Here is a 24,011-nt window from a genome sequence, read left to right on the forward strand (position 1 = left end):
ATGGCTCGTTCCGTTTGGAAGGGTCCTTTCGTGGACCTGCATCTCCTGAAGAAGGCCGAAACGGCGCAGGAGAATTCGGGCCGCGCTGGTCCGATCAAGACCTGGTCGCGTCGTTCGACCATCCTGCCGCAGTTCGTCGGCCTGACCTTCAACGTCTACAACGGCCGCAAGTTCGTGCCGGTGTCGGTGAACGAGGACATGGTTGGCATGAAGCTCGGCGAGTTCGCGCCGACCCGGTACTTCCCGGGCCACGCGGCCGACAAGAAGGGTAAGCGCTAATGTCGAAGCCTAAGGCTCCCCGTCGCGTTGGCGACAATGAGGCGCTGTCGGTCGGCACGCAGATCCGTGGTTCGGCGCAGAAGCTGAATCTGGTGGCGGCGCTGATCCGCAACCGGAAAGCCGGCGACGCGATGAACATCCTCGCCTTCTCGAAGAAGGCGATGGCGGTGGACGCGCGCAAGGTGCTGGCTTCGGCCATCGCCAATGCCGAGAACAACCACAACCTCGACGTCGACGCGCTCGTCGTCACCGAGGCGTCGGTCGGCAAGTCGATCACCATGAAGCGGTTCCACACCCGTGGTCGCGGCAAGTCGACCCGCATCCTGAAGCCGTTCAGCCGGCTCCGGATCGTGGTGCGTGAAGTGCAGGAAGAAGCATAATGGGTCACAAGAGCAACCCGATCGGTCTGCGCCTGCAGATCAACCGCACCTGGGACAGCCGCTGGTTCGCGGAAGGCCAGGACTATGGCCGCCTGCTGCTGGAGGATCTGAAGATCCGCCAGTACATCCTCAAGGCGCTGCCCCAGGCAGCGATCTCGAAGGTGGTGATCGAGCGTCCTGCGAAGCTGTGCCGCGTGAGCATCTATGCCGCGCGTCCTGGCGTGATCATCGGCAAGAAGGGCACTGACATCGAAAAGCTTCGCAAGAAGCTCGGTTCGATGACGAGCTCGGACGTGTCGCTGAACATCGTCGAGATCCGCAAGCCGGAAGTCGACGCCAAGCTCGTCGCGCAGGGCATTGCCGATCAGCTGGAGCGTCGTATCGCGTTCCGCCGCGCCATGAAGCGCGCCGTTCAGTCGGCGATGCGCCTGGGCGCAGAGGGCATCCGCATCAACTGCGGCGGCCGTCTGGGTGGCGCCGAAATCGCACGTTCGGAATGGTATCGCGAAGGCCGCGTTCCGCTCCACACGCTGCGCGCGAACATCGACCATGCCGAGGCGCAGGCCCACACCGCCTATGGCGTGTGCGGCGTCAAGGTCTGGATCTTCAAGGGCGAGATCCTGGGCCATGATCCGATGGCGACTGATCGCCTGAACATGGAATCGCAGACGTCGGGCGTTCGCCCTGCGCGCGACGACCGTCGCTAAGGGTTAAGGACAATGCTGCAACCGAAGCGCACCAAGTTCCGCAAGGCCTTCAAGGGCCGCATCAAGGGCGAGGCCAAGGGCGGCGCGAGCCTGAACTTCGGCTCGTACGGCCTGAAGGCGATGGAGCCGGAGCGGATCACCGCACGTCAGATCGAGGCGGCTCGCCGCGCGATCACGCGTCACATCAAGCGTCAGGGCCGTCTCTGGATCCGCGTGTTCCCGGACCTGCCCGTGTCGAGCAAGCCGGCCGAAGTCCGCATGGGCTCGGGCAAGGGCGCTCCTGAATATTGGGCCGCCCGCGTCAAGCCCGGCCGCATCCTGTTCGAGCTGGACGGCGTTCCCGGCCCGCTCGCAGCGGAAGCGTTCGAGCGCGCGGCGATGAAGCTGCCGATCAAGACCAAGGTCGTGGCCCGCCTCGGCGACACGTCGCACCTGGAGGGTTGAATAAGATGACCAAGGCAACCGATCTGCGCGCGAAGAGCGACGATCAGCTTGGCGAAGAGCTGGGCAACCTGAAGCGCGAGGCGTTCAACCTCCGTTTCCAGGCAGCGACCAGCCAGCTCGAGAAGCCGAGCCGCGTGAAGGAGGTCCGCAAGGACATCGCTCGCATCAAGACGCTGCAGTCCGAGCGTTCGCGCTCGGCTGCGAAGTAAGAGGACAACGAACATGCCGAAGCGCGTGCTGACCGGGCAGATCGTGTCCGACAAGGGCGACAAGACGGTGGTCGTGAACGTGGAGCGCAAGGTCAAGCACCCGCTCTATGGCAAGATCATCCGTCGCTCGAAGAAGTATCACGCCCATGACGAGGCGAACGAGTACAAGGCTGGCGAGACCGTGCGCATCGAAGAGACTGCGCCGATCAGCAAGCTGAAGACCTGGAAGGTGATCGAGCGGGTGAACACCCACGCGACCCCCGAGCGGGCCGACATCGCTTAAGTCCTCACGGACTCGAGAGTTCAACTGGAACCGCCGGGCGAAACGTCCCGGTAGGCCAAACGAGAAGGAACCGGATCAATGATCCAGATGCAATCCAATCTCGACGTCGCGGACAACAGCGGCGCGAAGCGGGTTCAGTGCATCAAGGTGCTGGGCGGGTCGAAGCGTCGCTTCGCCGGCGTGGGCGACGTCATCGTCGTCAGCATCAAGGAAGCGCAGCCCCGCGGCAAGGTGAAGAAGGGTGACGTGCACCGCGCCGTCATCGTCCGCACCGCCAAGGACGTTCGCCGCGCCGATGGCTCGGTCATTCGCTTCGACGGCAACGCTGCCGTCCTGGTCAACAAGAACGAGGAGCCGATCGGCACCCGTATCTTTGGCCCGGTGGTCCGCGAGCTGCGCTCGAAGGGCTTCATGAAGATCATTTCGCTCGCCCCCGAGGTGCTGTGATGGCTGCTGCCAAGATCAAGAAGGGTGACCAGGTCATCGTCCTGTCCGGCAAGGACAAGGGCAAGACCGGCGAAGTCACCAAGTCGCTTCCGAAGGACGGCAAGGTCGTCGTTTCGGGCGTCAACATTGCGGTGCGTCACCGCAAGCCGACCCAGACCAACCCGCAGGGTGGCCTGGAGCGCGCCGAGGCTCCGCTGAACGTCTCCAAGGTCGCGCACGTGACCAAGGATGGCAAGGCGACCCGCGTCCGCTTCGAAGAGCGTGATGGCAAGAAGGTGCGCGTTGCGGTCAAGACCGGGGAGGTCATCAATGGCTGACACCTACACGCCGCGCATGCGGAAGCTCTATGACGAGACCATCGCCAAGGCGATGACCGAGAAGTTCGGTTACAAGAACGTCATGGAAGTGCCGAAGATCTCGAAGATCGTGCTCAACATGGGCGTCGGCGAAGCCACCCAGGACAAGAAGAAGGTCGAGCAGGCCGCTTCTGAAATGGAGCTGATCGCCGGTCAGAAGCCGGTCGTCACCAAGGCGAAGAAGTCGATCGCGCAGTTCAAGCTGCGTGAAGGCATGGCGATCGGCTGCAAGGTCACGCTGCGCCGCGAGCGGATGTACGAGTTCCTCGACCGCTTCATCACGATCGCGCTGCCGCGCGTTCGCGACTTTCGCGGGCTGAACGACAAGTCGTTCGACGGCCGTGGCAATTATGCCTGCGGCATCAAGGAACAGATCGTGTTCCCCGAGATCAACTATGACCGCATCGACAAGGTGCGCGGCATGGACGTGATCGTGACCACCACCGCCAAGACCGACGAGGAGGCTCGCGAGCTTCTCCGTCTCTTCGGCTTCCCGTTCCCGCGCGATGCGGACGGCGAAGCGAAGCAGGCAGCGTAAGGGAAAGAGAACTTAAGTCATGGCGAAACTGAGTTCCGTGAACAAGAACGAGCGTCGCAAGCAGCTGGTGAAGAAGTACGCCGGCAAGTATGCGAAGCTGAAGGCGATTGCGGCTGACAAGTCGCTCGACGAGACCGAGCGTCTGATCGCGCGTCTCAAGATGGCCGAGATTCCCCGCAACGGGAATCCGACCCGCATCCGTAACCGGTGCGAGCTGACCGGCCGTCCGCGCGGTTACTACCGCAAGTTCCGTCTGGCGCGCGTGATTCTGCGTGATCTTGCCAATAAGGGCATGATCCCCGGCGTCACCAAGTCGAGCTGGTAAGGGTTAGAAGATGGCATTGACCGATCCCCTGGGTGATATGCTCACCCGCATCCGCAACGGCCAGCGCGCGCGTAAGGACAGCGTCCTGACGCCCGCGTCGAAGCTGCGCGCCCGCGTGCTCGACGTGCTTCAGCGCGAAGGCTATATCCGTGGCTACAGCGAAGAGCAGATGGGCCCCGCAGCCGGCATCCGCATCGAGCTGAAGTATTTCGAGGGCCAGCCCGCGATCAAGTCGATCGCGCGCGTCTCGAAGCCGGGCCGTCGCATCTATTCGGGCTCGAAGGAGCTCCCGAAGATCCGCAACGGCCTGGGCATCACCATCGTTTCGACGCCCCGCGGCGTTCTGTCGGACGCTGAAGCGCGCGACCAGAACGTTGGTGGCGAAGTGCTGGCGGAGGTGTTCTGATGAGCCGCACCGGTAAGAAGCCGATCACCGTCCCCGCCGGCGTCACCGCCAGCGTCGAGGGCGGCCAGATCAGCGTCAAGGGGCCGAAGGGCACCCTGACGATGCCGACCGCCGACGACATCACCTATGAGGTGGTGGATGGCGCGATCAACGTGAAGCCTGCGAACGACACCAAGCGCGCCAAGGCGTTCTGGGGCATGCAGCGCACGCTGGTCCAGAACCTGGTCACGGGCGTGAGCGAGGGTTTCTCGAAGAAGCTGCTCATCACTGGCGTCGGTTACCGCGCGAACGCGCAGGGCAAGAAGCTCAAGCTTCAGCTCGGCTATTCGCACGACGTCGATCTTGAAGTGCCGGAAGGCGTCGAGGTGAAGACTCCGGATCAGACCACGGTCGAGATCTCGGGCAACGACAAGCAGAAGGTCGGCCAGTTTGCGGCCGAAATTCGCCGCTGGCGGAAGCCGGAGCCCTATAAGGGCAAGGGCATCAAGTACGAGGGCGAGTTCATCTTCCGCAAGGAAGGGAAGAAGAAGTAATGAGCAAGGGTCTCTCTCTCTTCGAGAAGCGCCGCCGTCGCAACCGGACCGCGCTGAAGGCGCGTTCGGGCAGCCGTCCGCGGCTGTCGGTGCACCGTTCGGGCAAGCACATCTATGTGCAGGTGATCGACGACGCCCAGGGCAAGACCCTGGCCGCCGCCTCGACGCTGGAAAAGGACGTGCGTGGCACGACCGGCGCGAACATCGATGCCGCCAAGGCTGTCGGCCTCCGCATCGCGGAAGCCGCCAAGAAGGCTGGCGTGACGCAGGTCGTCTTCGACCGTGGTGGTTTCCTGTTCCACGGACGCGTCAAGGCGCTGGCAGATGCCGCCCGTGAAGGCGGATTGGAGTTCTAAGCATGGCGGATGAAATCAACACGACCGAAACGCCGGTCGAAGGCGCCGCCGCTCCTGACGCGGGCGCACCGCGTGGCGGCCGTGGCGGCCGTGGCCGTGGCCCGGGTGGCGACAACCGTGGCCGTGGTGGCCGCGACGGCAACCGTGGACGCCGCGACGATCGTCGCGGTGGCGCGGAAGACGGCGGTGAAGAGCTGATCGAGAAGCTCGTCCACATCAACCGCGTCTCGAAGACGGTGAAGGGCGGCAAGCGCTTCGGCTTCGCGGCGCTGGTCGTCGTGGGCGACGGCAAGGGCCGTGTCGGCTTCGGTCATGGCAAGGCGCGCGAAGTGCCGGAAGCCATTTCGAAGGCGACCGCAGCTGCCAAGAAGGCGATGGTCCGCGTGCCGCTGCGCGAGGGCCGGACCCTGCACCATGATGGCCGCGGCCATTTCGGTGCCGGCAACGTTACCGTCCGCTCGGCGCCTCCGGGCACCGGCATCATCGCGGGCGGCCCGATGCGCGCCGTCTTCGAGAGCCTGGGCGTTGCGGACGTCGTGACCAAGTCGGTCGGCACGTCGAACCCCTACAACATGATCCGCGCCACCTTCGAGGCTCTGGGCGACCAGACTTCGCCGAAGGCGGTGGCGCAGCGTCGTGGCAAGAAGATCGCCGATCTGCTGGGCCGTGGCGGCTCGCAGACCGCCGAGGCTGACGCCGCGGCGATCACGGAGTAACGCGCATGGCGAAGAAGGAAGCAGCCAAGACCGTCAAGGTGAAGCAGACCGGTTCGCCGATCCGCCGCACCAAGGATCAGCGCGCGACGCTGGTCGGTCTGGGCCTGAACAAGATGCACAAGGTGAGCGAACTGCAGGACACCCCTGAAGTTCGCGGCATGATCCGCAAGGTGCATCACATGGTCGAGGTGATCGAGGGCTAAGGCCTTCGGCACCTTTCCAGGTGACAGATTAAGGGGAGGGGGCTATCGGCCCCCTTTCCGGTTTCCGGACTCCCCGGGAATCGAGCGCGACAAAAGCGAAAGCGAGTGCAGACAATGAAACTGAACGACATCAAGGACAATGAAGGCGCCCGCAAGGGCCGGATGCGCGTCGGACGCGGCATCGGCTCGGGCAAGGGCAAGACCGCGGGCCGCGGCCAGAAGGGTGCCAAGGCACGTTCGGGCGTCGCGATCAACGGCTTCGAGGGCGGTCAGATGCCGCTCCACATGCGCATCCCGAAGCGCGGCTTCAACAATCCGAACGCCAAGGACTATGCCGAGGTCAACCTGGGCGCGATCCAGAAGCTGGTCGACGCCGGCAAGCTGACCGCGACCGACATCGACCACGCGGCGCTGAAGGCCGTCGGCCTGGCGCGCGGCGGCAAGGACGGCGTCCGCCTGCTGGCCAAGGGCGAGCTCAAGGCGAAGCTGAACTTCACCGTTGCCGGCGCGTCGAAGGGCGCGATCGAGGCGGTCGAGAAGGCTGGCGGCAAGGTCACCATCCCGACGATCGTTCCGGCTGCCGAGAAGCATGCCGCGAAGCATCGTTCGGTGCAGAAGGTCATCGCCGCGAAGAAGGCCGGTAAGGCCTGACTTAGCTGTGGACGGGGCGATCCATGCATTGCCCTGCTCCGTCAGTAACCTATATGAGCGGCGGGGCAGCGGTTGACGCTTCTCCGCCGCTTTGGTTTCCGGGAAATATCTGAATGGCATCCGCAGCCGATCAACTCGCATCCGGCCTGAACCTGTCCAAATTTGGTCAGGCCACCGAACTCAAGAAGCGCCTGTGGTTCACCCTCGGCGCGCTGATCATCTTCCGGATGCTGAGCTATGTGCCGCTGCCGGGCGTTGATCCCACGCAGCTCGGCCTGCTCGCGCAGCGCACCCAGGGCGGCGTGCTCGATTTCTTCAACACCTTCTCGGGCGGCGCGCTGGAGCGCATGTCGGTGATCGCGCTTGGCGTGATGCCCTACATCACCGCCTCGATCGTCGTTCAGCTCGCGACTTCGCTTTCGCCGGCGCTTGCCGCGATCAAGAAGGAAGGTGAGAGCGGGCGCAAGAAGCTCAACCAATATACCCGCTACGGCACGGTCGCGCTGACCGCGGTACAGGGCTATGTCATCGCCGTGGGCCTCGAGACGCTGGGTGCGACCCAGGGCCTCGCCCCCGTGGTCGAGCCGGGCATGCTGTTCCGCGTCGCCGCGGTCATCTCGCTGATCGGCGGCACCATGTTCCTGATGTGGCTGGGTGAGCAGATCACCAGCCGCGGCGTCGGCAACGGCATCTCGCTGATCATCATGGCCGGCATCGTCGCCCACCTGCCGACCACGCTGGTCCAGCTGTTCGAAGGCGGCCGCAGCGGTTCGATGAACCCGGTGACGCTGGTCGCGATCCTCGGCGCAGTGGCGCTGCTGGTGCTGTTCATCTGCTTCATGGAGCGCGCGCAGCGCCGCATCCTGATCCAGTATCCCAAGCGTCAGACCCAGCGCGGCGTGCAGAGCGAGCGCAGCCACCTGCCGCTCAAGATCAACACCGCGGGCGTGATCCCGCCGATCTTCGCCAGCTCGCTGCTGCTGATGCCGCTGACGATCAGCCAGTTCGCGGGCCAGCAGCAGGCCGGCCAGGGCTGGTGGGGCGACTTCATCATCAGCCTCAACCAGTATCTGCAGCACGGCAGCCTCGTGTACATGCTGCTCTACGGTGCCGGCATCATCTTCTTCTCGTTCTTCTACACCGCCGTGGTGTTCAATCCCGAGGAGACGGCCGACAACCTGAAGAAATATGGCGGGTTCATCCCGGGCATCCGCCCCGGCAAGAACACCGAGGCCTATTTCGACTATGTGCTGACGCGCATCACCGTGATCGGCGCGGCATATCTGACCATTATCTGCCTGTTGCCGGAATATCTGGTTTCTGCGCTCGCCATTCCCTTCTATCTCGGCGGCACAAGCCTGCTAATCGTGGTCAACGTGACGATGGACACGGTCACGCAGATCCAGTCGCACCTGCTGGCACACCAGTATGGCGACCTGATCAAGAAGGCGAAATTGAAGGGCGGCCGACTCCGCTGACAGGCGGAGCGGCAACAGAGGGGAAAATCTGTTGAACATCATCCTGTTGGGGCCTCCGGGGGCCGGTAAGGGCACCCAGGCTTCGCGGCTCGAAGACGAGCGTGGCATGGTCCAGCTTTCGACGGGCGACATGCTGCGCGCCGCGGTGAAGGCCGGCACGCCGGTGGGCCTCAAGGCCAAGGCGGTGATGGAGGCGGGCGAGCTCGTCTCCGACGAGATCGTGAGCGGCATCATCGGCGAAAGCCTCGACGGCCTTGGTGACAAAGGGGCGATCTTCGACGGCTATCCCCGCACCGCCGCGCAGGCGGAGTCGCTCGACACGATCCTGTCTGATCGCGGCCGCAAGCTCGACCATGTGATCGAGCTGGTGGTGGACGAGGACGCACTGGTCGAGCGCATCACCGGCCGTTTCACCTGCGCCACATGCGGCGAGGGCTATCACGACAAGTTCAAGCTGCCCAAGGTCGAGGGCAAGTGCGACCAGTGCGGCGGAACCGAGTTCAAGCGCCGTCCTGACGACAATGAGGAAACGGTGCGCACGCGCATGGCCGAGTATCGCGCCAAGACCGCACCGATCCTGCCGATCTACGAGGCGCGCGGCCTGGTGAAGCGCGTCGACGGCATGGCCGATATCGCCGAGGTTACCGAGGCGATCGAGGCGATCCTGGACGGCAAGGCGTAAGCCGGAGCGTCAGGTCGCAAGGGAAGGGGGCTTCGGCCCCCTTTTTCTTTGGGGGCGTGGACCAACCGTTCGCGCAGCCCGGAAGCGGATCCTATCGCACCAGCCGTAGTGGGTGGTCGGGATTTCGCCGGATGAATTCGTCCACCTCGCGCAGTCGATCGGGAAGCTGCTCGACTTCGGTTGAGGGCGATGGCCAGAAGCGAAAACCAGCGCGCCACAGGGCCTCAACCTTCTGCCACTGCGTCACATCCTTCATCCTGGGTGCCTTGAAGGCACGGCCCATTTCTTTGAGCGGGGCAGCGCATTGTGGGCACAGAGGGTCCGTGTCCGCCCTGACCTTCCAAGATTTGCGGCAATCGAAGCAGGCATGAGCGACAAGATATGCCGGCCCGCGGGACAGCACGACGGGCTGCGGATCGCGACGATTGCCAATCGCCCGTCGCACGGCAGTTCTTCGCGCTTTCTCCCAGGGGCTGATCACGTGGCGAGAATGACGGGGTGTTCCAAAGTCCGCAATGGATGTGCCGCTACCATCACGGAATGACGATCTCACTGCCCGTCTTCACCCGGTCGAGCGCGATCAGGCTGCGGAAACTCGCTACGGCCTCGTTCTCGTTGAAGAGGCGGCGGGTGAGGGTTTCATAGGCCGGCATGTCGGGCGCGACGATCACCAGCACGAAGCTGATCCCGCCGGTGACATAATAGCATTGCTGGACCTCGGGCGTGGCCTGGAACAGCGCGCGCGCCGCGGCGGCGGTCTGCTGATGCTCGTTGATCATCTGAACCTCGACGATCGAGGTGATCGTCATCGCGACAGACTGGGTGTCGACGATCGCGACGTTGCGCGCGATGATCCCGGCTTCCTCCATCGCCGTGATGCGGCGCTGGACCGAAGCAGCGGAAAGGTTCACCGCTTCGCCGATCCGGCGCTGGGGCGTCTTGTTGTCGCGCTGAAGGATCCGCAGGATCGCACGGTCGAAACTGTCCAGGATGCGCTTTGCGGAGGTCGATCGGGCCATAGGCGGGATTTTGTTGCATTTTGTGCCCCGATCAAGGGCGCAAAACCCGCCAATTCGCCGCTATTCCCTGCCGATCTTGGAAGCATGAGGTTGATTGTGGAGCTACCCGCCGTGTCGCCGTCCAACCGCACTCGTCTGGGCATTGTGTTCGGCATGGGGGCCGGCGCCCTATGGGGACTGGTGTTCCTGGCGCCGGAGCTGGCGGGGCAGTTCACGCCGCTCCAGCTCGCGATCGGCCGCTACCTTGCCTATGGCCTGTTGTCCGTTGCGCTGATCGCACCGCGCTGGCGCGTGCTGACGGCGATCCTCAGCCGCCACGACTGGTTTTCACTGGTGTGGCTCTCGCTGGCGGGCAACACGCTCTACTATGTCCTGCTGTCGGCCGCGGTGCAGACGGGCGGGATCGCGATGACTTCGCTCGTCATTGGCTTTCTCCCGGTAGCGGTGACGATCATCGGCAGCCGCGAGTCGGGTGCGGTTCCGCTGCGTCTGCTGGCCCCGTCGCTGCTGCTGTGCACTGCCGGGGTCGTCTGTATCGGCTGGCAGGCACTGGCCGTGCCCGCAGCGGGAACGGCGCAACTGACCGGGCTGCTTTGCGCGATCGGCGCGCTCGTATCGTGGACGGCGTTTGCAGTGGGCAACAGCCGCTGCCTGGCGCGGCTCGATCGGGTTTCGGCGCAGGACTGGAACCTGCTGATCGGTCTCGTCACCGGCGTGCAGGCGGTAGCGTTGATCCCGGTGACCCTGTCCTTCGAACCGATGCACCACGAGCCGGCGGCGTGGCTTCAGCTGGCGGGGGTGTCGATCGGGGTCGCGCTGCTCGCGTCGATCGTCGCCAACGCGCTGTGGAACCGGATGAGCCGGCTGCTGCCACTGACGATGGTCGGGCAGATGATCCTGTTCGAGACGCTGTTCGCGCTGATCTATGGCTTCCTGTGGGAGCAGCGGCTACCGCTCCCGCTGGAGATCGCCGCGTTTGGGCTGGTGGTGGCGAGCGTGCTGTCGTGCATTGCTGCACATCGTCGGCATGAGGTGCTCGCCAAAGCGCATTGAACAAGGGCCGCTACCCCTTAGGGGAGCGGCCCGTTCCTTCGATCGTCAGCCTTGTCCGGGCGTCCAGTCGCCCGCAGGACGGGTGTTGACCATCCAGGGGATGCCGAACCGGTCGACCAGCGCGCCATAGCCCGGCGACCAGAAGGTTTCGGCGAAGGGCATCACGACCCGCCCGCCTTCGGACAGCGCGTCGAACCAGCGCTGCGCCTCGTCCTTGTCCTCGCTGTGCAGGGTGACGTCGAAGCCGTTCTTGGGCTTGTCGATATTGGGGGCCCATTCGATGTCCATGTCGGCGCCCATCATCGACTGGTCGCCGACGTCCATCCAGCAATGCATCAGCCAGTCTTTCTTGTCCTCGCTGACCGGCATTTCGGGCGGGGCGTCGCCATAGGGCATGGCTGCGGTGATCGTGCCGCCCAGGACCTTGGCGTAGAATTCGAAGGCTTCGCGGCACTGGCCCTGGAAGCTCAGGCTGGTCACGATTTTCATGACAGGCTCTCCTTGGTTCGGCCGCTCAGCGCGGCGCTGCCGCACTATAGACGCTTTCGCTGCGTTTTGGTGTCAGCAGCGCGCCCTGCCGTGCAAGGAAAAGGGCCGCCGCCCCGGAGGACGACGGCCCTGTTTCTGGTCCAGTCTCGAACTCAGCGGCGCGCGCGGCGCTTGAACTGGTCGAGGCTGACGACGTTGGTCGGGCGCTCGATCGCGATGCCCGAATAGAGCGTCGCCATCGGCTCGTCGGTCACTTCGTGGACGGTGTCCGAACCGAAGCCATTGAACGCGGTACGCATCGCGCAGCCATAGGCGCCGAGCATGCCGACCTCGATATAGTCGCCCGCCTGGACGTCCGCCGGCAGCTCGAACGGGCCCGCCATGTGATCCATGTCGTCACAGGTCGGGCCGTAGAAGCTGAACGACTCGGTCTCCGCATCCACGCCTTCGCGCAGCAGCGTGACCGGGAAGCGCCAGCCGACATGCGCCGCATCGAACAGCGCGCCATAGGCGCCGTCGTTGATGTACAGCTCGTCGCCGCGGCGCTTTTCGACGCGGACGATCAGCGAGCTGTATTCGGCGCAGAGGGCCCGGCCCGGCTCGCACCACAGTTCCGCGCTGTACGAGATCGGCAGATTCTCGAACGCGTTGTGGATCACGCCGAAATAGGCGTCGAGCGGCGGCGGCTCCATGCCCGGATAGGTCGAAGGGAAGCCCCCGCCGACATCGACGATGTCGACCGTGACCGACGAGGCGACGATGGCGACGCGAACGCGCTCCATCGCCTCGGCATAGGCGGCCGGGGTCATCGCCTGCGATCCGACATGGAAGCAGATGCCGAGCGCGTCGGCAGCCTGGCGGGTTGCGACGAGCAGCTCTGCCACATCCTCCGGCTCCGCACCGAACTTGGCGGCGAGGCTGAGCTTCGAATGATCCGACGAGACGCGGATGCGCACGCACAGGTTCAGATCCTGCGCACCACGGGTGGCGCGAACGATCTTTTCCAGCTCGTCCATCGTGTCGAGGCTGAAGGTGCGCACGCCATGGACGAAATACGCTTCCTCGATCGCTTCCTCGGCCTTCACCGGGTGCATGAAGCACAGGGTGGCCTTGGGCAGGGCGCGGCGCGCCATGCGCACCTCACCGATCGACGCGACGTCGTAATGCGTGATTCCGGCATCCCAGAGGATCTGGAGAAGCTCAGGAGACGGGTTGGCCTTGACGGCATACATCGTCGTCCCCGGAAACTTCTCAACGAAGAATCGGGCTGCTCGCTTTGCTGCGTGCGGACGAACGAGCGTTACCGGCTCGACGGGACGAAGGGCTTTCGCTAGCCCGAGCGCGCTATGATGCTTGTGCAACTCAAGGGACCTCCAATTGCCTTGCGGCATACGGTGAAAACACTGCCTTGCGGTGGAAGTCCCATGGGGCAGCGGAGGGGTCATTTAGGGTCGAGGACCCCCCTTGTAAAGTGATTCCGGGACCGAATTAATGATGCGGGGTGATGCGTGACGATATTGCGACAGCCGACTCGGGCAGGCGTGCGGGATGCAGCGGCGAAGGTGGCGGCGATTTTACCGCCGACGCCGCTGCTGGTGGCGGAAATCCGAGGGATTCCGGTGATGTTCAAGGCCGAGTGCCTGCAGCCGATCGGCGCGTTCAAGATTCGCGGTGCCTGGCACCGGCTGACCGCGATCGACCCTGAGCATCGCGAAAAGGGCGTGGTCGCCTTTTCCTCCGGCAATCACGCGCAGGGCGTGGCCTGGGCCGCGAAGCGACTCGGCATCCCCGCAGTGATCGTGATGCCGGCCGACGCACCGGCGGCGAAGCGCGACTCGACCCTGTCGATGGGCGCGGAAGTCGTCGCCTACGACCGGATGACGGAGGACCGCGTGAAGATCGCCGCGCACCTCGCCCATGCCCGCGGCGCGACGCTGGTTCCGCCGTTCGACGATCCGTGGATCATCGAGGGGCAGGGGAGCATGGCGATCGAGGTGTTGACGCAGGCCGCGGAGATGCGGTTGCCCGATCCGGGCCGGATCGTGGTGCCGTGCGGTGGCGGCGGGCTGGCGTCGGGGGTGACGCTGGCGCTGCCCGAGGCGCAGACCACGATCGTCGAGCCCGAGGGCTGGGATGATATGTGCCGCAGCCTGGCCAATGGCTGGATCGAATCGATCGGCGATTCGCCGCCGCCGACGGCGTGCGACGCGCTCCAGACCTTCCAGCCGGCGCAGCTGACCTTCGACGTCCTCTCGCGCCGTGGCGCAACCGGCGTGGCGGTGAGCGAGGCCGAAGTGTGCGCGGCGCAGCGCTGGGCGGCGCGCAGACTGAGGCTGGTGGTCGAGCCGGGCGGCGCGGTGGCGCTGGCGGCGCTGCTGGCGGGCAAGGTCGATCCGACGCCCGACACGCTGGTGATCCTGTCGGGCGGCAATGCGGATCCGGACGCCTATGCGAAGGTGCTCGGTTCCAGCGACTGAGCGGCCGGGCGGTTGGCGGGGTTACGCATCGGTAGCCGTTCACCATTCGGCAATTCGGGTGAGCGACAATCGGTCGGGAGATTGAGATGGCCTACACACCCGCAGCCGCGCCAGTTCGATTGTGCATGATTGCTGCCGGCATGCTCCTGGTCGCGGGGATGCTCAGCACCCCTTTCACCTTCGGGCTGGCCACGCTCACCTTGGCATATACCGGCGCCTACGAGGGGGCCCAGCTGGCAGCTGTTCTGGCGTCGATCATCGCCCTGCCGCTAGCCTCTCTCACGTGCATCGGTGCGAGCGGGGTCGTGCTCGGGAGGCTGATGGGGTCCAAACCCTGGCCGACAACGATCATGTTGCTGATGATCGCAGCGGCGGTCGTACCGCTCGCCTTCGTGTTCTGGAAAATCGTCGCGTGGTGGGTCGCGCAATGAACCCAGCCCCTGTGCTACGCTCTCTCAGCCGTCGTGACAGCTGAGCGTGGCGCGCCGCATCTCCACCTCGGCGCGCTCGCCCGGCAGGGCTTCGGTTTCCACCTTTCCGGCCTTCGTGCCGATGGTGAGCCGCGCGGGGCCTTCGACTCTGCAGAGCACACCCTTGGGCGTTACCCCGCAGGCATCCTTCAGGCGCGCCTGTTCGGCTGCCGAACTCGCGCCGAGTGACTCAAGCGAGAAGGATGCATTGAAGGAGCCGCCGAACAGCGCCGGTCCCAGGCCCTTCATGAGGCTGACGTCCCAGCCGCCCTCCCGGATATTGCCGCCGCGTTTCGAGTTCGGCTTCATGCCGAGCTTGGGCGCCAGACGCTCGCAGAAGCTTGCCGTGGCGGCGGCCTGCTGGACAGGCGCCGCGGCGGGCAGGATGGCGAGGATCGCGATCAGCGGCAGTTTCGACAGCATGGGGTGCCCTCCGGATGATCCGGATCAACTGGCGGGCGAATATGACGCCGGTGTTGCACCGGCGCCGTGCCGGGTCAGCCGACGAAGGCGCGCTCGATCACATAGTGGCCGGGCTTGGCGTTCGAGCCTTCCTCGAAGCCGAGGCCGTCGAGCATCGCGGAGAGATCCTTGATCATCTCCATGCTGCCGCACAGCATGATGCGGTCGGTCTCGGGGTCGAGGCGCTTTTCGCCGCCCATCTGCGGGCCGAACAGCGCGCCATTCTCGATCAGCGTGCCGATGCGCTGGTCCGTCGGGAAGGGCTCGCGCGTCACGGTCGGCAGATAGCCGAACTGGAGCAGCGCCTGATCCTGGACCAGCGGATCGCCGGCGAGCTGCGATTCCAGCTCCTCGCGGAAGGCGAGGTCGCTGACGCGGCGCACCGAATGGACCAGCAGGATCTGGTTGAACATGTCGTAGACGTCGGGGTCGCGCGCGAGGCTGAGGAACGGCGCGAGGCCGGTGCCGGTCGACAGGAAGAACAGGCGCTTGCCGGGCAGCAGCGCGTCGGTGACGAGCGTGCCGGTCGGCTTGCGGCCGAGGAAGATCTGGTCGCCCGGCTGGATCTTCTGGAGCTGCGAGGTCAGCGGGCCGTCGGGCACCTTGATCGACAGGAATTCGAGCTCCTCGGCATAGGCCGGGCTGGCGATCGAATAGGCGCGCAGCAGCGGGCGGCCTTCACCGGGGAGGCCGATCATCACGAATTCGCCCGAGCGGAAGCGGAAGCTCTGCGGACGGCTGATGGTGAAGCTGAACAGATGCTCGTTCCAGTGGCGCACGCTCAGGACGGTCTCGACCGTCAGTGCCGCCGAGGGGGCGAGGGGGATTTGGTTCCGGTCACTCATCACTTCAATTTCCATGTTGCTGCGACGGGCTGAGGCCGATGGCCTCGAACGCCGCCGCCGCGGTTTCGATCGCGATCTGGAGCGCGGGTGCGCTCTCCGGGGGCACGATCATCCCCAGCATCTCCCGCATCTCGGCTTGGGGCCGGCGCGGCGCCTGCTCGAACAGGTCGAGCATCAGCGCCTCGTCGTCGCTGACGCGGCTATGGCCCGGAGCGCGGAAATAAAGCGGTTCGCGCGCTTCGCAATGAAGAATTGCCATGGCCATGGAAAAGGGCTGCAATGCCTCCGCCGCATTCCAGCGCGTGAATCCTTCGATGAGGGCGTTGCACGGGCAATGCCGCCGCCCCACCGCCTGCACCCAGCCGCGCACCGCCCAGACGATGAAACGCCCGCCCAGATCGAGCGAAGCGGTAGTGCGGTCGAGATAATGGTACACGGGCGCTCCCTTCGGCGCCGCTCCTAGCATCTGGCTATTGCGAGTCAATCGCAATTATATCTTGGCTTGGCGGAAGGGGCGCAATCCTATCTTCGCTCGACGCGGAAGCTGGCTTTGGGCATGCGTGGCGAATGGATAATCTTCCCACCGCCGGCGCCACCACCCTCGCAATCCTGATGCTCGCCGTCTTTGCGCTGGCATGGGGTGGCGCGCGGCTCATCCGCAAGGGCGAACGGCAAAAGGGCGTGCTGATGATCGTCTGCGCGCTGGTGGCACTGGGGAATGTGCTGATCTGGACGGTGTAGCGGAACCGCGCCAGAAAAGGGTGATGACACGAGAATCCCGGCGTATCGCCTATCTTTCCTGCCACGGCACGGTGACCACCTCGTCGACACGGCGCCACGACGCGTTCGAGCACGACACCTCGCTGGCCATCTTCGGGCCGGCGTTCGAGGCGCGTGGCTATAGCCTCGAGGAGGTCGCCTGGGATGCGCCGGATGTCACCTGGGAAGCGTTCGATGCGGCGATCGTCGGGACGACCTGGGACTATGCGAAGCAACCGGACCGCTTCCTCGCGACCCTGAAAACGATTGGTTCGCGCACCCCGCTCGCCAATCCGCCGGCGTTGATCGAATGGAATCTGTCCAAGCGCTATCTCGCCGAACTCGCCGGAAAGGGGGTTCCTTCCATCCCGACCCTCTGGGTGGAGCGCCTTGCCGACCTGACGCCTGGCGACATCCATGCGGGTGTCGCGTCCGATCAGATCGTGATCAAGCCGGTGATCGGCGCGGGCGGCGTGAACCAGTTCAAGGGCGCGTCGGACACGCTGCCACCGCCCGATCACGCCCTTTGGCAGCAAAGGGTGATGATCCAGCCGTTCATGGCCAGCATCGCGGAGGAGGGAGAGCTCAGCCTCATCTTCTTCGACGGCGTGTTCAGCCATGCCGTGCGAAAGACCCCGGCGCGCTCGGATTATCGGGTCCAGTCGGCCTTCGATGGCGAAGAGCACGCCTTCGTCCCGGCGGCGAAGGATCTGGCGAGCGCTCAGGCGGTGGTCGATGCGCTGCCGGCACCGGCGCTCTACGCGCGGGTCGATCTGGTGCGGCGTCCGGACGGCGAGCTGGCCGTGATGGAATGCGAACTCATCGAGCCGTATCTCTTCCCGCGGTTCGATGCCAGCGAAGGGCGGAACTTCGTGGCGGCGGTCGAGCGCTGGCTCGAACGCATCGGTTGAGGCGCGGCTAGTCCCGGTCCGGCGCCTGCCGGTTGCTGGCAGCGATGGCCGCCGCCCATTTCGCGTCCTGCGCTTCGGTTGCGCCGATGTCCTCGAGCGCGGAGAGGTCGCCGAACCACGGCATCCGCGCTTCGCTGCCCATCTGCGTCTTCGGAGGGAAGGCGGCCGGATCGTCGAGCGAGCCGAGGGTGAGGTTGGTGCGGCTGCCCTGCAGGTTGCGGTAGTAGAGCGGGGTGCCGCAGTCCGCGCAGAAACCCCGATCGACATGTTCGGAGCTGCGGAAGGCGGCGGGCGTGCCGCGCGTCCATGTCAGCGCGTCGTTGGGCGCGGCGACCAGCGCGGCGAAGATATTCCCCACCGCTTTCTGGCACATGCGGCAATGGCAGAGATGCGAATTGTCGAGCATCGCGCTCGTGCGATAGCGGACTGCGCCGCATTGGCACCCGCCGGTCACGGTGACCTCGATCCGCTCCATCGTTCCCTCGCGACAAATTGATACACTGTTTTGATGGCTGCGCCGGACGGTGAGGGATAGGTTTTTTCGACCAACCGACAGGTGCCGCCCATGCGTATCCGATCGATCGTCTCGCCACTGATCCTGGCTGCGCTGCTGGCCGCTCCCGTGGCCGCACAGCGCCCGGTGGTGCCGCGCGAGATCGCCTTTGGCGCAGGGCCGCTCCAGCGGCTGGACTTCTATCCGGCCGCCAGCGCCAAGGGGCCGGCGCCGCTGTTCGTGTTCGTCCATGGCGGCGGGTGGACACGCGGGGACAAGCGCAACGCGACCGGCGCGGCGAAGATCGCGCACTTCACCGGACGCGGTTACGCCTTCGCCTCGATCAACTACCGGCTGGTGCCCGATGCGAAGGTCGAGGATCAGGCGCAGGATGTCGCCGACGCGATCGTCCGGCTGGTCCGCGATGCGCGAACGCTCGGTGTCGATCCGAACCGCATTGTCCTCGCCGGGCATAGTGCCGGAGCGCATCTCGCGGCGCTGGTCGCCACCGATCCGCAATATCTCAAGCGGGCCGGCGTTGGACTGGACCGGCTCCGGGGCGTCGTACTGCTCGACGGCGCGGCCTATGACGTGCCGGCGCAGGCGGGCGAGGGACCGGGGATCATGCGGCCGACCTACCGCCAGGCCTTTGCTACCGATCCGGTGCGGCAGCGCGCGTTGTCGCCCACGCTTCATGCCGCCCTGCCCAACGCGCCCCGCTTCCTGATCCTGCATGTCGAGCGCGAGGATGGCCGCCGCCAGTCCGAGGCGCTGGCGGCGGCGCTGAGGAAGGCGGGGACGCAGGCGGAGGTGCGCGCGCTGCGCGGACGGGGCCTGCGCGGGCATATGGAGATCAACCGGTCGCTCGGCGATCCGGACTATCCGGGAACGAAGGTCGTCGACGACTGGATCGACGCGCTGCCCTGACGGTTCAGCCGTGCTGGGTGATGCGCAGCGCCCAGCGATCATAGCCCAGCGCCTCGATCCGGTCGCGCAGCATCTGGGCCAGCTCTGGTGTGGGGTGCGGGTCGCGGCTCAGCACCCAGAGATAGCGGCCGCTGGGCTCGCCGACGATCGACCAGCCATAGTCGTCGCCATGATCGAGCACCCAATAGTCGCCAGTATAGATCGGGCCGAAGAAGGAGACCTTGAGCTTGGCGCCGGTCTCCTCGTCCGCGACGATGGCATGCCCCTCGGAGACATCGCGCTCCTTCTCGCCCGCGCGGAGCCCGCTGTTGACGATGCGGACCTTGCCGTCCTTCTCCAGCGAATATTCGGCGGTCACCGCGTCCATGCCCTTCTGGAAGCGGTTCTCGTGCCGGGCGAGCTCATACCATTTGCCGGCATAGCGGGTGAGATCGACCGGCTTTTCGGGCTGCGGCACCTTGGCATTGATCACCGGCGGGCGCGACGCGCGCGAATAGAGGAACAGCCCGCCGATGGCGGCGGCGGCGACGCCGGTGGCGATCTTGATCGCGGTCGATTGCTTCATGGCGGCATTATGCAGCGGGGCGGGGAACATGGGTAGGGGGTGCGCATCGCTCATGGACATTCGATTCCATGTCATCCCGGCCCATTGCCGGGATGACATGGAGGTAAAAACAAAGGGCCGGAGTATCGCACTCCGGCCCTTTGAGTTCATTCTTGAAACGCTGCCAGCCTCACCGGATCGGCGAGTTCGGGTCCAGCCGCATGTCGAGATACTTGTCCACGCTGCCCATCAGCTCGTCCATCTCATGCTCGAAGAAATGGTTCGCGCCGGGGATGGTGTCGTGGTGGATGGTGATGTGCTTCTGGGTGCGCAACTTGTCGACCAGCTTCTGGACGGCGCCGGGGGTCACCACCTCGTCATTCTCGCCCTGGATGATGATGCCCGAGGAGGGGCAGGGGGCGAGGAAGGTGAAGTCGAACATGTTCGCGGGCGGCGCGACCGAGATGAAGCCGCGGATTTCGGGGCGGCGCATCAGCAGCTGCATGCCGATCCACGCGCCGAAGCCGAAGCCGGCGATCCAGGTGGTCGATGCCTCCGGGTGGAAGCTCTGCACCCAGTCGAGCGCGCTCGCCGCGTCCGAAAGCTCGCCGGTGCCGTTGTCGAACACGCCCTGGCTCTTGCCGACGCCGCGGAAGTTGAAGCGCAGGGTCGCGAAGCCGCGGCGCTGGAAGGTCTTGTACAGCTCCTGCACGATTCGGTTGTTCATCGTGCCGCCCGCATTGGGATGCGGGTGGAGGATCATCGCCACCGGTGCGCGGGGGCGGGGAGCGGGGGCGAAACGCCCTTCGAGACGGCCTTCGGGACCGGGAATGATGACTTCGGGCAAAATGCTACCTGCTTGAAAAGACGCGCGGTGGCGCGGAAAGTGATGCTGGCTATATAGTCGTGAAGCCCCTTCACGCAATTTCAAACGAGTCCCGCCCTGAGCGACCGCATCTATCTGGACCATGCCGCGACCCAGCCGCTCCGGCCCGAGGTGCGCGAAGCGATGATCGAGGGGATGCTGCGCTGGGCCAACCCCTCTTCGCCGCATGCCGAGGGACGCGCGGCGCGTGCGGCGCTGGAGGATGCGCGCGCGCGGATCAAGGCGGCGCTGGGCTGGGAGGGGCATGTCCTGTTCACCAGCGGCGCGAGCGAGGCGCTGGCCATCGCGATGCGGCGGACCAAGGGCGGCACGCGCTGGCGATCCTCGGTCGAGCATGACGCGGTGCTGCGCGCGGTGCCCGAGGCGCAGGTGCTGCCGGTCAACCGCGAATGGGACGTCGATCCCGATGCGGTCGAGGATGCGCTGGCGGCGGGTGACCGGCCGGTGATCGCGATCCAGTGGGTCAATCCCGAGACGGGCAAGGTCCAGCCGATCGAGCGCTACGCGCCGATGATCGAGGCGGGCGGCGGCGTGCTGGTGACCGACGCGTCGCAGCTCTGGGGGCTGACGCGCTTTCCGAAACAGGCACAGATGATGGTCATCTCCGCCCACAAGCTGGGCGGACCGATCGGGATCGGCGCGTTGCTGGTCGGCGATCTCGGCCTGCTCGAGCCGTCGGGCGGGCAGGAATTCGGTTATCGCGCGGGGACCGAGAACCTTCCTGCCGTGCTGGGTTTCGCCGCGGCGGTCGAGGGCTGGGCGGCGAAGCGGACGGCCACGCCCGACATGGACCGGCACGAGGCACTGATGGACATGTTCCGCACGCTCAAGAGCTACGGTGGCGAGCAGCTGATGGGCTATGGCGAATATGTCAGCGAGATTCGCGCGATCGCCATGCCCAATCTCAGCGCCGCGGCGCAGCTGGTGCGCTTCGACCTTAAGGGGTTCGCGGTGTCGGCGGGGAGCGCTTGCGCTTCGGGCACGTTGAAGCAGAGCCGGGTGCTGGAGGCATTCGGGGTGGAGCCGGATGTGGCGGCGCGGACGATCCGGGTCAGCATGGGCTGGAGCACCACCGCCGAAGACATAAGGCGGTTCACCGACACATGGATCGACATTGCAATGGGGGCAGCGGCGAAAGCAGGATGACCTATCTCGACTATCAGGCAACCACGCCGCTCGCACCTGAAGCCATCGAGGCGATGCTGCCCTGGTTCAACGCCGGGTTCGCCAATCCGCATTCGGCGCACGCGGCCGGGCGCAAGGCCAAGGCGGCGGTGGAGGCGGCGCGCGAAGCGGTCGCGGACCTGATGCCCGACAACGGCAATGTCAGCTTCACCAGCGGCGCGACCGAGGCGCTCAACTGGGCGATCAAGGGCAGCACCGGCCCGATCGTGACGATCGCGACCGAGCATGCCGCGGTGCTGGACACTGTCGCGGCCGAGGCGCGGCGCGGGCGTGCGGTGACGGTGCTGCCGGTGGGCAGCGACGGGCTGGTCGAGCTGAACGCGGCGCGCGAGGCGATCAAGCCGGGCACGGGACTCGTCGCGGTGATGCTGGTCAACAACGAGATCGGGACGATCCAGCCGATCGACGAGCTGGCGGCGCTGGCGAAGGGCGCCGGCGCGCTGCTGCTGTGCGATGCCGTGCAGGGCTATGGCCGCGAGATCATTCCGGCGGCGTGCGATCTGGTCGCGGTGTCGGCGCACAAGGTCCACGGACCCAAGGGCGTGGGCGCGCTGTGGATCCGAAACGGGGTCGAGCTGGAGCCGCTGCTGCATGGCGGCGGGCAGGAGCCGGGCGGGCGATCGGGCACGCTCTCGCCCGCATTATGCGCTGGGTTCGGCGCAGCGGCGACGCTGGCCAAGCAGCGGTTCGGGGCGGATCGCGGGCATGTCGCGCAGCTGTTCCGCAAGGCCTATCAGGCGCTGGGCGGATCGGGCTGGACGCTCAACGGATCGATGGACGACCGTTACCCCGGCAATCTCAACATGCGCTATCCGGGGCTCGACGTGGCGCGGCTGATGTCCGACTTGCGCGACATCGCTTTCTCCGCCGGGTCGGCCTGCGCGAGCGGGTCGGGGCGGCCGAGTCATGTACTCAAGGCGATGGGCCTCTCCGACATCGAAGCGCGGTCGAGTATCCGGCTGGGCTTCGGCCGCTACACGACGGAGGAAGAACTGCTCGCCGCGGTCGAGCGGATCGACGCGGCGGCGCGCGAACAAAGGTTCGCGGCATGATCCGGGTGCGCTTCCTCGATCCCAATGGCGATCTTGCCTGCGAGGCGGAGGGGCAGGAGGGCTACTCGCTGCTCGAAGTCGGGCAGGCGAAGGGCATGCCGCTGGAAGGGACATGTGAAGGCCAGATGGCCTGTTCCACCTGCCACGTCATCGTCGCGGCGGAGGATTTCGACCGGCTGCCGCGCGCGAGCGAGGAGGAAGAGGATATGCTCGACCTCGCCGTCGGTGCGACGCGGACCAGCCGGCTTTCGTGCCAGATCGTCCTGACGCCCGAGCTCGACGGGTTGACGGTCAGGCTGCCTTCAGAACATCGCGATATGCAGGGACGATGAACATGACACCCAATCGCCGCCAGATGATCGCCGGAGCCGCAGCACTCGCCGCATTCCCGTCCGCCGCGCTCGCGCAGTGGAAGAGCGGCATGGACAGGCTGCGCGACGAGACCGGGGGGCGGATCGGCCTTGCGGTCTATGACAGCGGCACCGGGCGGCGCTATTTCGACGGGGCTGAGGCACGGTTCGCGATGTGCTCGACCTTCAAGGTGCCGCTCGCTGCCGCGGTGCTGGCGCGCGCCGACCGGGGCGAGATCGACCTGGCGCGCGAGATCCGTTTCAGCGAGGCGGACCTGCTCGACTATGCGCCGGTGGTGAAGGCGAACCTCGCCAAAGGCGCGCTGTCGATCGAGGCACTGCTCGAGGCCGCGGTCGTGATGAGCGACAACAGCGCCGCCAATCTCGTCTTCGGCCAGATTTCCGGGCCGCGCGGGCTGACCGCGTTCATCCGCTCGGCAGGGGACGTGCTCACCCGCTCGGACCGCGACGAGCCGACGCTCAACAATGTCCGCAACGGCGAGGTACGCGACACCACCACGCCACAGGCGATGCTGTGGCTGCTCAACGCGCTGCTCCTGGGCGAGGCGCTGGCGCCCGCATCGCGTGCGAAGCTGACCGGCTGGATGGAAGCGTCACCGACCGGCAAGGATCGCCTGCGCGCGGGGCTGCCCAAGACGTGGCGTGTCGGCGACAAGACCGGGACGAGCGGCGAGGGCTATGTCCACGACATCGCGATCGCCACGCCGCCCGGCCGCAAGCCGCTGCTCATCACCTGTTACATGGATGCGCCGATGTTGCCGTTGGCCAAGGCCAATGCCGCGCATGCCAAGGTGGGGGAACTGGTCGGGCTGTTGTTCGGCTGAAGGGCGCGAACCGCCGGCGTTGCAATCGCGGGAGGTTTCCCCCATATGCGCCGCGGGAGTCGGGCGGACGATGCCGTCGCCAACCCGGTCAGGTCCGGAAGGAAGCAGCCGTAACGATTTTCGTGTCGGGTCGTCCCGGCTCCCACCTCCTCACATCGTCGGGCGGCTAGCGGGCGGCACTGTCGCGCGCGTTTGGGCGATTCGCTGACAATTCCGGATCATCGCGGCGATACGCCGCTTCCCCGGCCGCC

The 24,011-nt window shown here is 65.8% G+C and carries 38 protein-coding genes and 1 other RNA gene; 29 read left to right on the top strand and 10 right to left on the bottom strand.

Features of this window, described 5'->3' with window-relative positions:
• From rpsS to AC07TU_RS08045, 18 genes are all read left to right on the top strand, one after another.
• Entirely contained in the window at window positions 1-279 is a 279-nt protein-coding gene (rpsS, locus tag AC07TU_RS07960; RefSeq protein WP_331029835.1) for a 30S ribosomal protein S19, read from the top strand.
• Entirely contained in the window at window positions 279-659 is a 381-nt protein-coding gene (gene rplV / locus AC07TU_RS07965) for a 50S ribosomal protein L22 (protein ID WP_066574444.1), read from the top strand. Before rpsS ends, rplV begins: the two co-directional genes overlap by 1 nt.
• Entirely contained in the window at window positions 659-1,366 is a 708-nt protein-coding gene (gene rpsC / locus AC07TU_RS07970) for a 30S ribosomal protein S3 (protein WP_495187375.1), read from the top strand. Before rplV ends, rpsC begins: the two co-directional genes overlap by 1 nt.
• Window positions 1,367-1,378: 12 nt before the next feature.
• Window positions 1,379-1,810 (top strand): 50S ribosomal protein L16, encoded by a 432-nt coding sequence (gene rplP / locus AC07TU_RS07975; RefSeq protein WP_066574435.1) that lies wholly within the window; start codon window positions 1,379-1,381, stop codon window positions 1,808-1,810.
• Window positions 1,811-1,815: 5 nt separating this feature from the next.
• The gene (gene rpmC / locus AC07TU_RS07980) at window positions 1,816-2,019 is read left to right on the top strand and encodes a 50S ribosomal protein L29 (protein WP_254294779.1); all 204 of its coding nucleotides are present in this window, start codon (window positions 1,816-1,818) and stop codon (window positions 2,017-2,019) included.
• Window positions 2,020-2,032: 13 nt separating this feature from the next.
• Window positions 2,033-2,302, top strand: a complete 270-nt coding sequence (gene rpsQ / locus AC07TU_RS07985; protein WP_066574429.1) for a 30S ribosomal protein S17 — start codon at window positions 2,033-2,035, stop codon at window positions 2,300-2,302.
• A 78-nt stretch (window positions 2,303-2,380) separates the two neighbouring features.
• Window positions 2,381-2,749, top strand: a complete 369-nt coding sequence (rplN, locus tag AC07TU_RS07990; protein ID WP_066574426.1) for a 50S ribosomal protein L14 — start codon at window positions 2,381-2,383, stop codon at window positions 2,747-2,749.
• Window positions 2,749-3,066, top strand: coding sequence for a 50S ribosomal protein L24 (rplX, locus tag AC07TU_RS07995; protein ID WP_495187376.1), 318 nt, complete (start codon window positions 2,749-2,751; stop codon window positions 3,064-3,066). The genes rplN and rplX overlap by 1 nt, the downstream gene beginning before the upstream one ends.
• Entirely contained in the window at window positions 3,059-3,643 is a 585-nt protein-coding gene (gene rplE, locus AC07TU_RS08000; RefSeq protein WP_495187377.1) for a 50S ribosomal protein L5, read from the top strand. Before rplX ends, rplE begins: the two co-directional genes overlap by 8 nt.
• 19 nt (window positions 3,644-3,662) lie before the next feature.
• Entirely contained in the window at window positions 3,663-3,968 is a 306-nt protein-coding gene (gene rpsN / locus AC07TU_RS08005) for a 30S ribosomal protein S14 (RefSeq protein WP_066574416.1), read from the top strand.
• Between the two features lie 10 nt (window positions 3,969-3,978).
• Entirely contained in the window at window positions 3,979-4,374 is a 396-nt protein-coding gene (rpsH, locus tag AC07TU_RS08010; RefSeq protein WP_495161828.1) for a 30S ribosomal protein S8, read from the top strand.
• A complete protein-coding gene (rplF, locus tag AC07TU_RS08015; protein ID WP_495187378.1) occupies window positions 4,374-4,907 on the top strand; it encodes a 50S ribosomal protein L6 in 534 nt (177 codons plus the stop codon). Before rpsH ends, rplF begins: the two co-directional genes overlap by 1 nt.
• Window positions 4,907-5,263, top strand: a complete 357-nt coding sequence (gene rplR / locus AC07TU_RS08020) for a 50S ribosomal protein L18 (protein ID WP_447723956.1) — start codon at window positions 4,907-4,909, stop codon at window positions 5,261-5,263. Before rplF ends, rplR begins: the two co-directional genes overlap by 1 nt.
• Window positions 5,264-5,265: 2 nt before the next feature.
• Entirely contained in the window at window positions 5,266-5,979 is a 714-nt protein-coding gene (gene rpsE, locus AC07TU_RS08025) for a 30S ribosomal protein S5 (RefSeq protein ID WP_495187379.1), read from the top strand.
• A gap of 5 nt (window positions 5,980-5,984) precedes the next feature.
• Window positions 5,985-6,182: a 50S ribosomal protein L30 gene (gene rpmD / locus AC07TU_RS08030; RefSeq protein WP_066574399.1), complete on the top strand. Its 198-nt coding sequence runs from the start codon at window positions 5,985-5,987 to the stop codon at window positions 6,180-6,182.
• Between the two features lie 114 nt (window positions 6,183-6,296).
• The gene (gene rplO, locus AC07TU_RS08035; RefSeq protein WP_495187380.1) at window positions 6,297-6,833 is read left to right on the top strand and encodes a 50S ribosomal protein L15; all 537 of its coding nucleotides are present in this window, start codon (window positions 6,297-6,299) and stop codon (window positions 6,831-6,833) included.
• Between the two features lie 113 nt (window positions 6,834-6,946).
• Window positions 6,947-8,311 carry a preprotein translocase subunit SecY gene (secY, locus tag AC07TU_RS08040; protein WP_495187381.1) on the top strand — a complete coding sequence of 455 codons (1,365 nt, stop codon included), beginning with the start codon at window positions 6,947-6,949 and terminating at the stop codon, window positions 8,309-8,311.
• 31 nt (window positions 8,312-8,342) lie between these two features.
• The gene (locus tag AC07TU_RS08045) at window positions 8,343-8,993 is read left to right on the top strand and encodes an adenylate kinase (protein WP_495187382.1); all 651 of its coding nucleotides are present in this window, start codon (window positions 8,343-8,345) and stop codon (window positions 8,991-8,993) included.
• A gap of 91 nt (window positions 8,994-9,084) precedes the next feature.
• Here AC07TU_RS08045 and AC07TU_RS08050 read toward each other — a convergent pair whose 3' ends face one another.
• The gene (locus AC07TU_RS08050) at window positions 9,085-9,249 is read right to left on the bottom strand and encodes a hypothetical protein (protein WP_495187383.1); all 165 of its coding nucleotides are present in this window, start codon (window positions 9,247-9,249) and stop codon (window positions 9,085-9,087) included.
• A 277-nt stretch (window positions 9,250-9,526) separates the two neighbouring features.
• Complete coding sequence (locus AC07TU_RS08055) at window positions 9,527-10,012, bottom strand: Lrp/AsnC family transcriptional regulator (RefSeq protein WP_495187384.1); 486 nt, start codon at window positions 10,010-10,012, stop codon at window positions 9,527-9,529.
• Between the two features lie 84 nt (window positions 10,013-10,096).
• Here AC07TU_RS08055 and AC07TU_RS08060 point away from each other — a divergent pair, with 84 nt between their 5' ends.
• Window positions 10,097-11,065: a DMT family transporter gene (locus tag AC07TU_RS08060; RefSeq protein WP_495187385.1), complete on the top strand. Its 969-nt coding sequence runs from the start codon at window positions 10,097-10,099 to the stop codon at window positions 11,063-11,065.
• A 45-nt stretch (window positions 11,066-11,110) separates the two neighbouring features.
• On the opposite strand, the gene AC07TU_RS08065 is transcribed toward AC07TU_RS08060, so the two are convergent.
• Both AC07TU_RS08065 and AC07TU_RS08070 read right to left on the bottom strand, forming a co-directional pair.
• Window positions 11,111-11,554, bottom strand: a complete 444-nt coding sequence (locus AC07TU_RS08065; protein WP_495187386.1) for a VOC family protein — start codon at window positions 11,552-11,554, stop codon at window positions 11,111-11,113.
• Between the two features lie 152 nt (window positions 11,555-11,706).
• Complete coding sequence (locus AC07TU_RS08070; protein ID WP_495187387.1) at window positions 11,707-12,915, bottom strand: type III PLP-dependent enzyme; 1,209 nt, start codon at window positions 12,913-12,915, stop codon at window positions 11,707-11,709.
• A gap of 147 nt (window positions 12,916-13,062) precedes the next feature.
• Here AC07TU_RS08070 and AC07TU_RS08075 point away from each other — a divergent pair, with 147 nt between their 5' ends.
• Window positions 13,063-14,031 carry a threonine ammonia-lyase gene (locus AC07TU_RS08075; protein WP_495187388.1) on the top strand — a complete coding sequence of 323 codons (969 nt, stop codon included), beginning with the start codon at window positions 13,063-13,065 and terminating at the stop codon, window positions 14,029-14,031.
• 86 nt (window positions 14,032-14,117) lie between these two features.
• The gene (locus AC07TU_RS08080; RefSeq protein ID WP_495187389.1) at window positions 14,118-14,462 is read left to right on the top strand and encodes a hypothetical protein; all 345 of its coding nucleotides are present in this window, start codon (window positions 14,118-14,120) and stop codon (window positions 14,460-14,462) included.
• Window positions 14,463-14,486: 24 nt separating this feature from the next.
• On the opposite strand, the gene AC07TU_RS08085 is transcribed toward AC07TU_RS08080, so the two are convergent.
• The 3 genes from AC07TU_RS08085 to AC07TU_RS08095 form a co-directional block, all read right to left on the bottom strand.
• Complete coding sequence (locus AC07TU_RS08085) at window positions 14,487-14,924, bottom strand: hypothetical protein (protein WP_495187390.1); 438 nt, start codon at window positions 14,922-14,924, stop codon at window positions 14,487-14,489.
• Window positions 14,925-14,998: 74 nt separating this feature from the next.
• Window positions 14,999-15,808, bottom strand: coding sequence for a ferredoxin--NADP reductase (locus tag AC07TU_RS08090; RefSeq protein WP_495187391.1), 810 nt, complete (start codon window positions 15,806-15,808; stop codon window positions 14,999-15,001).
• Window positions 15,809-15,812: 4 nt separating this feature from the next.
• Window positions 15,813-16,244 carry a hypothetical protein gene (locus AC07TU_RS08095; protein WP_495187392.1) on the bottom strand — a complete coding sequence of 144 codons (432 nt, stop codon included), beginning with the start codon at window positions 16,242-16,244 and terminating at the stop codon, window positions 15,813-15,815.
• Between the two features lie 131 nt (window positions 16,245-16,375).
• On the opposite strand from AC07TU_RS08095, the gene AC07TU_RS08100 reads away from it, so the two are divergent.
• Window positions 16,376-16,549: a hypothetical protein gene (locus AC07TU_RS08100; RefSeq protein WP_495187393.1), complete on the top strand. Its 174-nt coding sequence runs from the start codon at window positions 16,376-16,378 to the stop codon at window positions 16,547-16,549.
• A 23-nt stretch (window positions 16,550-16,572) separates the two neighbouring features.
• Entirely contained in the window at window positions 16,573-17,478 is a 906-nt protein-coding gene (locus tag AC07TU_RS08105) for an ATP-grasp domain-containing protein (RefSeq protein ID WP_495187394.1), read from the top strand.
• Window positions 17,479-17,485: 7 nt separating this feature from the next.
• On the opposite strand, the gene AC07TU_RS08110 is transcribed toward AC07TU_RS08105, so the two are convergent.
• Window positions 17,486-17,953, bottom strand: coding sequence for a GFA family protein (locus AC07TU_RS08110; protein WP_495187395.1), 468 nt, complete (start codon window positions 17,951-17,953; stop codon window positions 17,486-17,488).
• A 90-nt stretch (window positions 17,954-18,043) separates the two neighbouring features.
• Here AC07TU_RS08110 and AC07TU_RS08115 point away from each other — a divergent pair, with 90 nt between their 5' ends.
• Complete coding sequence (locus AC07TU_RS08115) at window positions 18,044-18,898, top strand: alpha/beta hydrolase (protein ID WP_495187396.1); 855 nt, start codon at window positions 18,044-18,046, stop codon at window positions 18,896-18,898.
• A 4-nt stretch (window positions 18,899-18,902) separates the two neighbouring features.
• Here the strand turns inward: AC07TU_RS08115 and AC07TU_RS08120 are convergent, their stop codons facing one another.
• Both AC07TU_RS08120 and AC07TU_RS08125 read right to left on the bottom strand, forming a co-directional pair.
• Complete coding sequence (locus tag AC07TU_RS08120) at window positions 18,903-19,463, bottom strand: lipocalin family protein (protein ID WP_495187397.1); 561 nt, start codon at window positions 19,461-19,463, stop codon at window positions 18,903-18,905.
• Between the two features lie 169 nt (window positions 19,464-19,632).
• On the bottom strand, window positions 19,633-20,289 hold the full coding sequence (locus AC07TU_RS08125; protein ID WP_066574346.1) for an alpha/beta hydrolase: 657 nt from the start codon (window positions 20,287-20,289) through the stop codon (window positions 19,633-19,635).
• A gap of 114 nt (window positions 20,290-20,403) precedes the next feature.
• On the opposite strand from AC07TU_RS08125, the gene AC07TU_RS08130 reads away from it, so the two are divergent.
• The 5 genes from AC07TU_RS08130 to ffs all read left to right on the top strand — a co-directional run bounded on the left by AC07TU_RS08130 (window position 20,404) and on the right by ffs (window position 23,909).
• Entirely contained in the window at window positions 20,404-21,474 is a 1,071-nt protein-coding gene (locus tag AC07TU_RS08130; RefSeq protein WP_495187669.1) for a cysteine desulfurase family protein, read from the top strand.
• Window positions 21,471-22,565, top strand: coding sequence for a cysteine desulfurase family protein (locus AC07TU_RS08135; protein ID WP_495187398.1), 1,095 nt, complete (start codon window positions 21,471-21,473; stop codon window positions 22,563-22,565). Before AC07TU_RS08130 ends, AC07TU_RS08135 begins: the two co-directional genes overlap by 4 nt.
• A complete protein-coding gene (locus AC07TU_RS08140; RefSeq protein WP_495187399.1) occupies window positions 22,562-22,897 on the top strand; it encodes a 2Fe-2S iron-sulfur cluster-binding protein in 336 nt (111 codons plus the stop codon). Before AC07TU_RS08135 ends, AC07TU_RS08140 begins: the two co-directional genes overlap by 4 nt.
• Window positions 22,894-23,760, top strand: a complete 867-nt coding sequence (bla, locus tag AC07TU_RS08145; protein WP_495187400.1) for a class A beta-lactamase — start codon at window positions 22,894-22,896, stop codon at window positions 23,758-23,760. The genes AC07TU_RS08140 and bla overlap by 4 nt, the downstream gene beginning before the upstream one ends.
• Window positions 23,761-23,812: 52 nt before the next feature.
• An RNA gene (gene ffs / locus AC07TU_RS08150) (signal recognition particle sRNA small type) lies at window positions 23,813-23,909 on the top strand.
• The last annotated feature ends 102 nt before the right edge of the window (window positions 23,910-24,011 follow it).

Source organism: Sphingomonas sp. GW821-FHT03E12, assembly GCF_059420685.1.

What these genes read in the sequence shown, in the direction of transcription:
- rpsH (WP_495161828.1), top strand. Translation starts at nt 3,979, where the DNA reads ATGGCATTGACCGATCCCCTGGGTGATATGCTCACCCGCATCCGCAAC.
- rpsS (WP_331029835.1), top strand. Translation starts at nt 1, where the DNA reads ATGGCTCGTTCCGTTTGGAAGGGTCCTTTCGTGGACCTGCATCTCCTG.
- AC07TU_RS08100 (WP_495187393.1), top strand. Translation starts at nt 16,376, where the DNA reads ATGGATAATCTTCCCACCGCCGGCGCCACCACCCTCGCAATCCTGATG.
- AC07TU_RS08115 (WP_495187396.1), top strand. Translation starts at nt 18,044, where the DNA reads ATGCGTATCCGATCGATCGTCTCGCCACTGATCCTGGCTGCGCTGCTG.
- AC07TU_RS08090 (WP_495187391.1), bottom strand. Translation starts at nt 15,808, where the DNA reads ATGAGTGACCGGAACCAAATCCCCCTCGCCCCCTCGGCGGCACTGACG.
- AC07TU_RS08110 (WP_495187395.1), bottom strand. Translation starts at nt 17,953, where the DNA reads ATGGAGCGGATCGAGGTCACCGTGACCGGCGGGTGCCAATGCGGCGCA.
- rpsE (WP_495187379.1), top strand. Translation starts at nt 5,266, where the DNA reads ATGGCGGATGAAATCAACACGACCGAAACGCCGGTCGAAGGCGCCGCC.
- AC07TU_RS08085 (WP_495187390.1), bottom strand. Translation starts at nt 14,924, where the DNA reads ATGCTGTCGAAACTGCCGCTGATCGCGATCCTCGCCATCCTGCCCGCC.
- AC07TU_RS08120 (WP_495187397.1), bottom strand. Translation starts at nt 19,463, where the DNA reads ATGAAGCAATCGACCGCGATCAAGATCGCCACCGGCGTCGCCGCCGCC.
- AC07TU_RS08065 (WP_495187386.1), bottom strand. Translation starts at nt 11,554, where the DNA reads ATGAAAATCGTGACCAGCCTGAGCTTCCAGGGCCAGTGCCGCGAAGCC.
- rpsC (WP_495187375.1), top strand. Translation starts at nt 659, where the DNA reads ATGGGTCACAAGAGCAACCCGATCGGTCTGCGCCTGCAGATCAACCGC.
- AC07TU_RS08080 (WP_495187389.1), top strand. Translation starts at nt 14,118, where the DNA reads ATGGCCTACACACCCGCAGCCGCGCCAGTTCGATTGTGCATGATTGCT.
- rplV (WP_066574444.1), top strand. Translation starts at nt 279, where the DNA reads ATGTCGAAGCCTAAGGCTCCCCGTCGCGTTGGCGACAATGAGGCGCTG.
- rplR (WP_447723956.1), top strand. Translation starts at nt 4,907, where the DNA reads ATGAGCAAGGGTCTCTCTCTCTTCGAGAAGCGCCGCCGTCGCAACCGG.
- rplF (WP_495187378.1), top strand. Translation starts at nt 4,374, where the DNA reads ATGAGCCGCACCGGTAAGAAGCCGATCACCGTCCCCGCCGGCGTCACC.
- rpmD (WP_066574399.1), top strand. Translation starts at nt 5,985, where the DNA reads ATGGCGAAGAAGGAAGCAGCCAAGACCGTCAAGGTGAAGCAGACCGGT.
- rplE (WP_495187377.1), top strand. Translation starts at nt 3,059, where the DNA reads ATGGCTGACACCTACACGCCGCGCATGCGGAAGCTCTATGACGAGACC.
- secY (WP_495187381.1), top strand. Translation starts at nt 6,947, where the DNA reads ATGGCATCCGCAGCCGATCAACTCGCATCCGGCCTGAACCTGTCCAAA.
- rplO (WP_495187380.1), top strand. Translation starts at nt 6,297, where the DNA reads ATGAAACTGAACGACATCAAGGACAATGAAGGCGCCCGCAAGGGCCGG.
- rpsN (WP_066574416.1), top strand. Translation starts at nt 3,663, where the DNA reads ATGGCGAAACTGAGTTCCGTGAACAAGAACGAGCGTCGCAAGCAGCTG.
- AC07TU_RS08060 (WP_495187385.1), top strand. Translation starts at nt 10,097, where the DNA reads ATGAGGTTGATTGTGGAGCTACCCGCCGTGTCGCCGTCCAACCGCACT.
- AC07TU_RS08140 (WP_495187399.1), top strand. Translation starts at nt 22,562, where the DNA reads ATGATCCGGGTGCGCTTCCTCGATCCCAATGGCGATCTTGCCTGCGAG.
- bla (WP_495187400.1), top strand. Translation starts at nt 22,894, where the DNA reads ATGAACATGACACCCAATCGCCGCCAGATGATCGCCGGAGCCGCAGCA.
- rpmC (WP_254294779.1), top strand. Translation starts at nt 1,816, where the DNA reads ATGACCAAGGCAACCGATCTGCGCGCGAAGAGCGACGATCAGCTTGGC.
- rplN (WP_066574426.1), top strand. Translation starts at nt 2,381, where the DNA reads ATGATCCAGATGCAATCCAATCTCGACGTCGCGGACAACAGCGGCGCG.
- AC07TU_RS08055 (WP_495187384.1), bottom strand. Translation starts at nt 10,012, where the DNA reads ATGGCCCGATCGACCTCCGCAAAGCGCATCCTGGACAGTTTCGACCGT.
- rplX (WP_495187376.1), top strand. Translation starts at nt 2,749, where the DNA reads ATGGCTGCTGCCAAGATCAAGAAGGGTGACCAGGTCATCGTCCTGTCC.
- rplP (WP_066574435.1), top strand. Translation starts at nt 1,379, where the DNA reads ATGCTGCAACCGAAGCGCACCAAGTTCCGCAAGGCCTTCAAGGGCCGC.
- AC07TU_RS08135 (WP_495187398.1), top strand. Translation starts at nt 21,471, where the DNA reads ATGACCTATCTCGACTATCAGGCAACCACGCCGCTCGCACCTGAAGCC.
- rpsQ (WP_066574429.1), top strand. Translation starts at nt 2,033, where the DNA reads ATGCCGAAGCGCGTGCTGACCGGGCAGATCGTGTCCGACAAGGGCGAC.
- AC07TU_RS08050 (WP_495187383.1), bottom strand. Translation starts at nt 9,249, where the DNA reads ATGAAGGATGTGACGCAGTGGCAGAAGGTTGAGGCCCTGTGGCGCGCT.
- AC07TU_RS08105 (WP_495187394.1), top strand. Translation starts at nt 16,573, where the DNA reads ATGACACGAGAATCCCGGCGTATCGCCTATCTTTCCTGCCACGGCACG.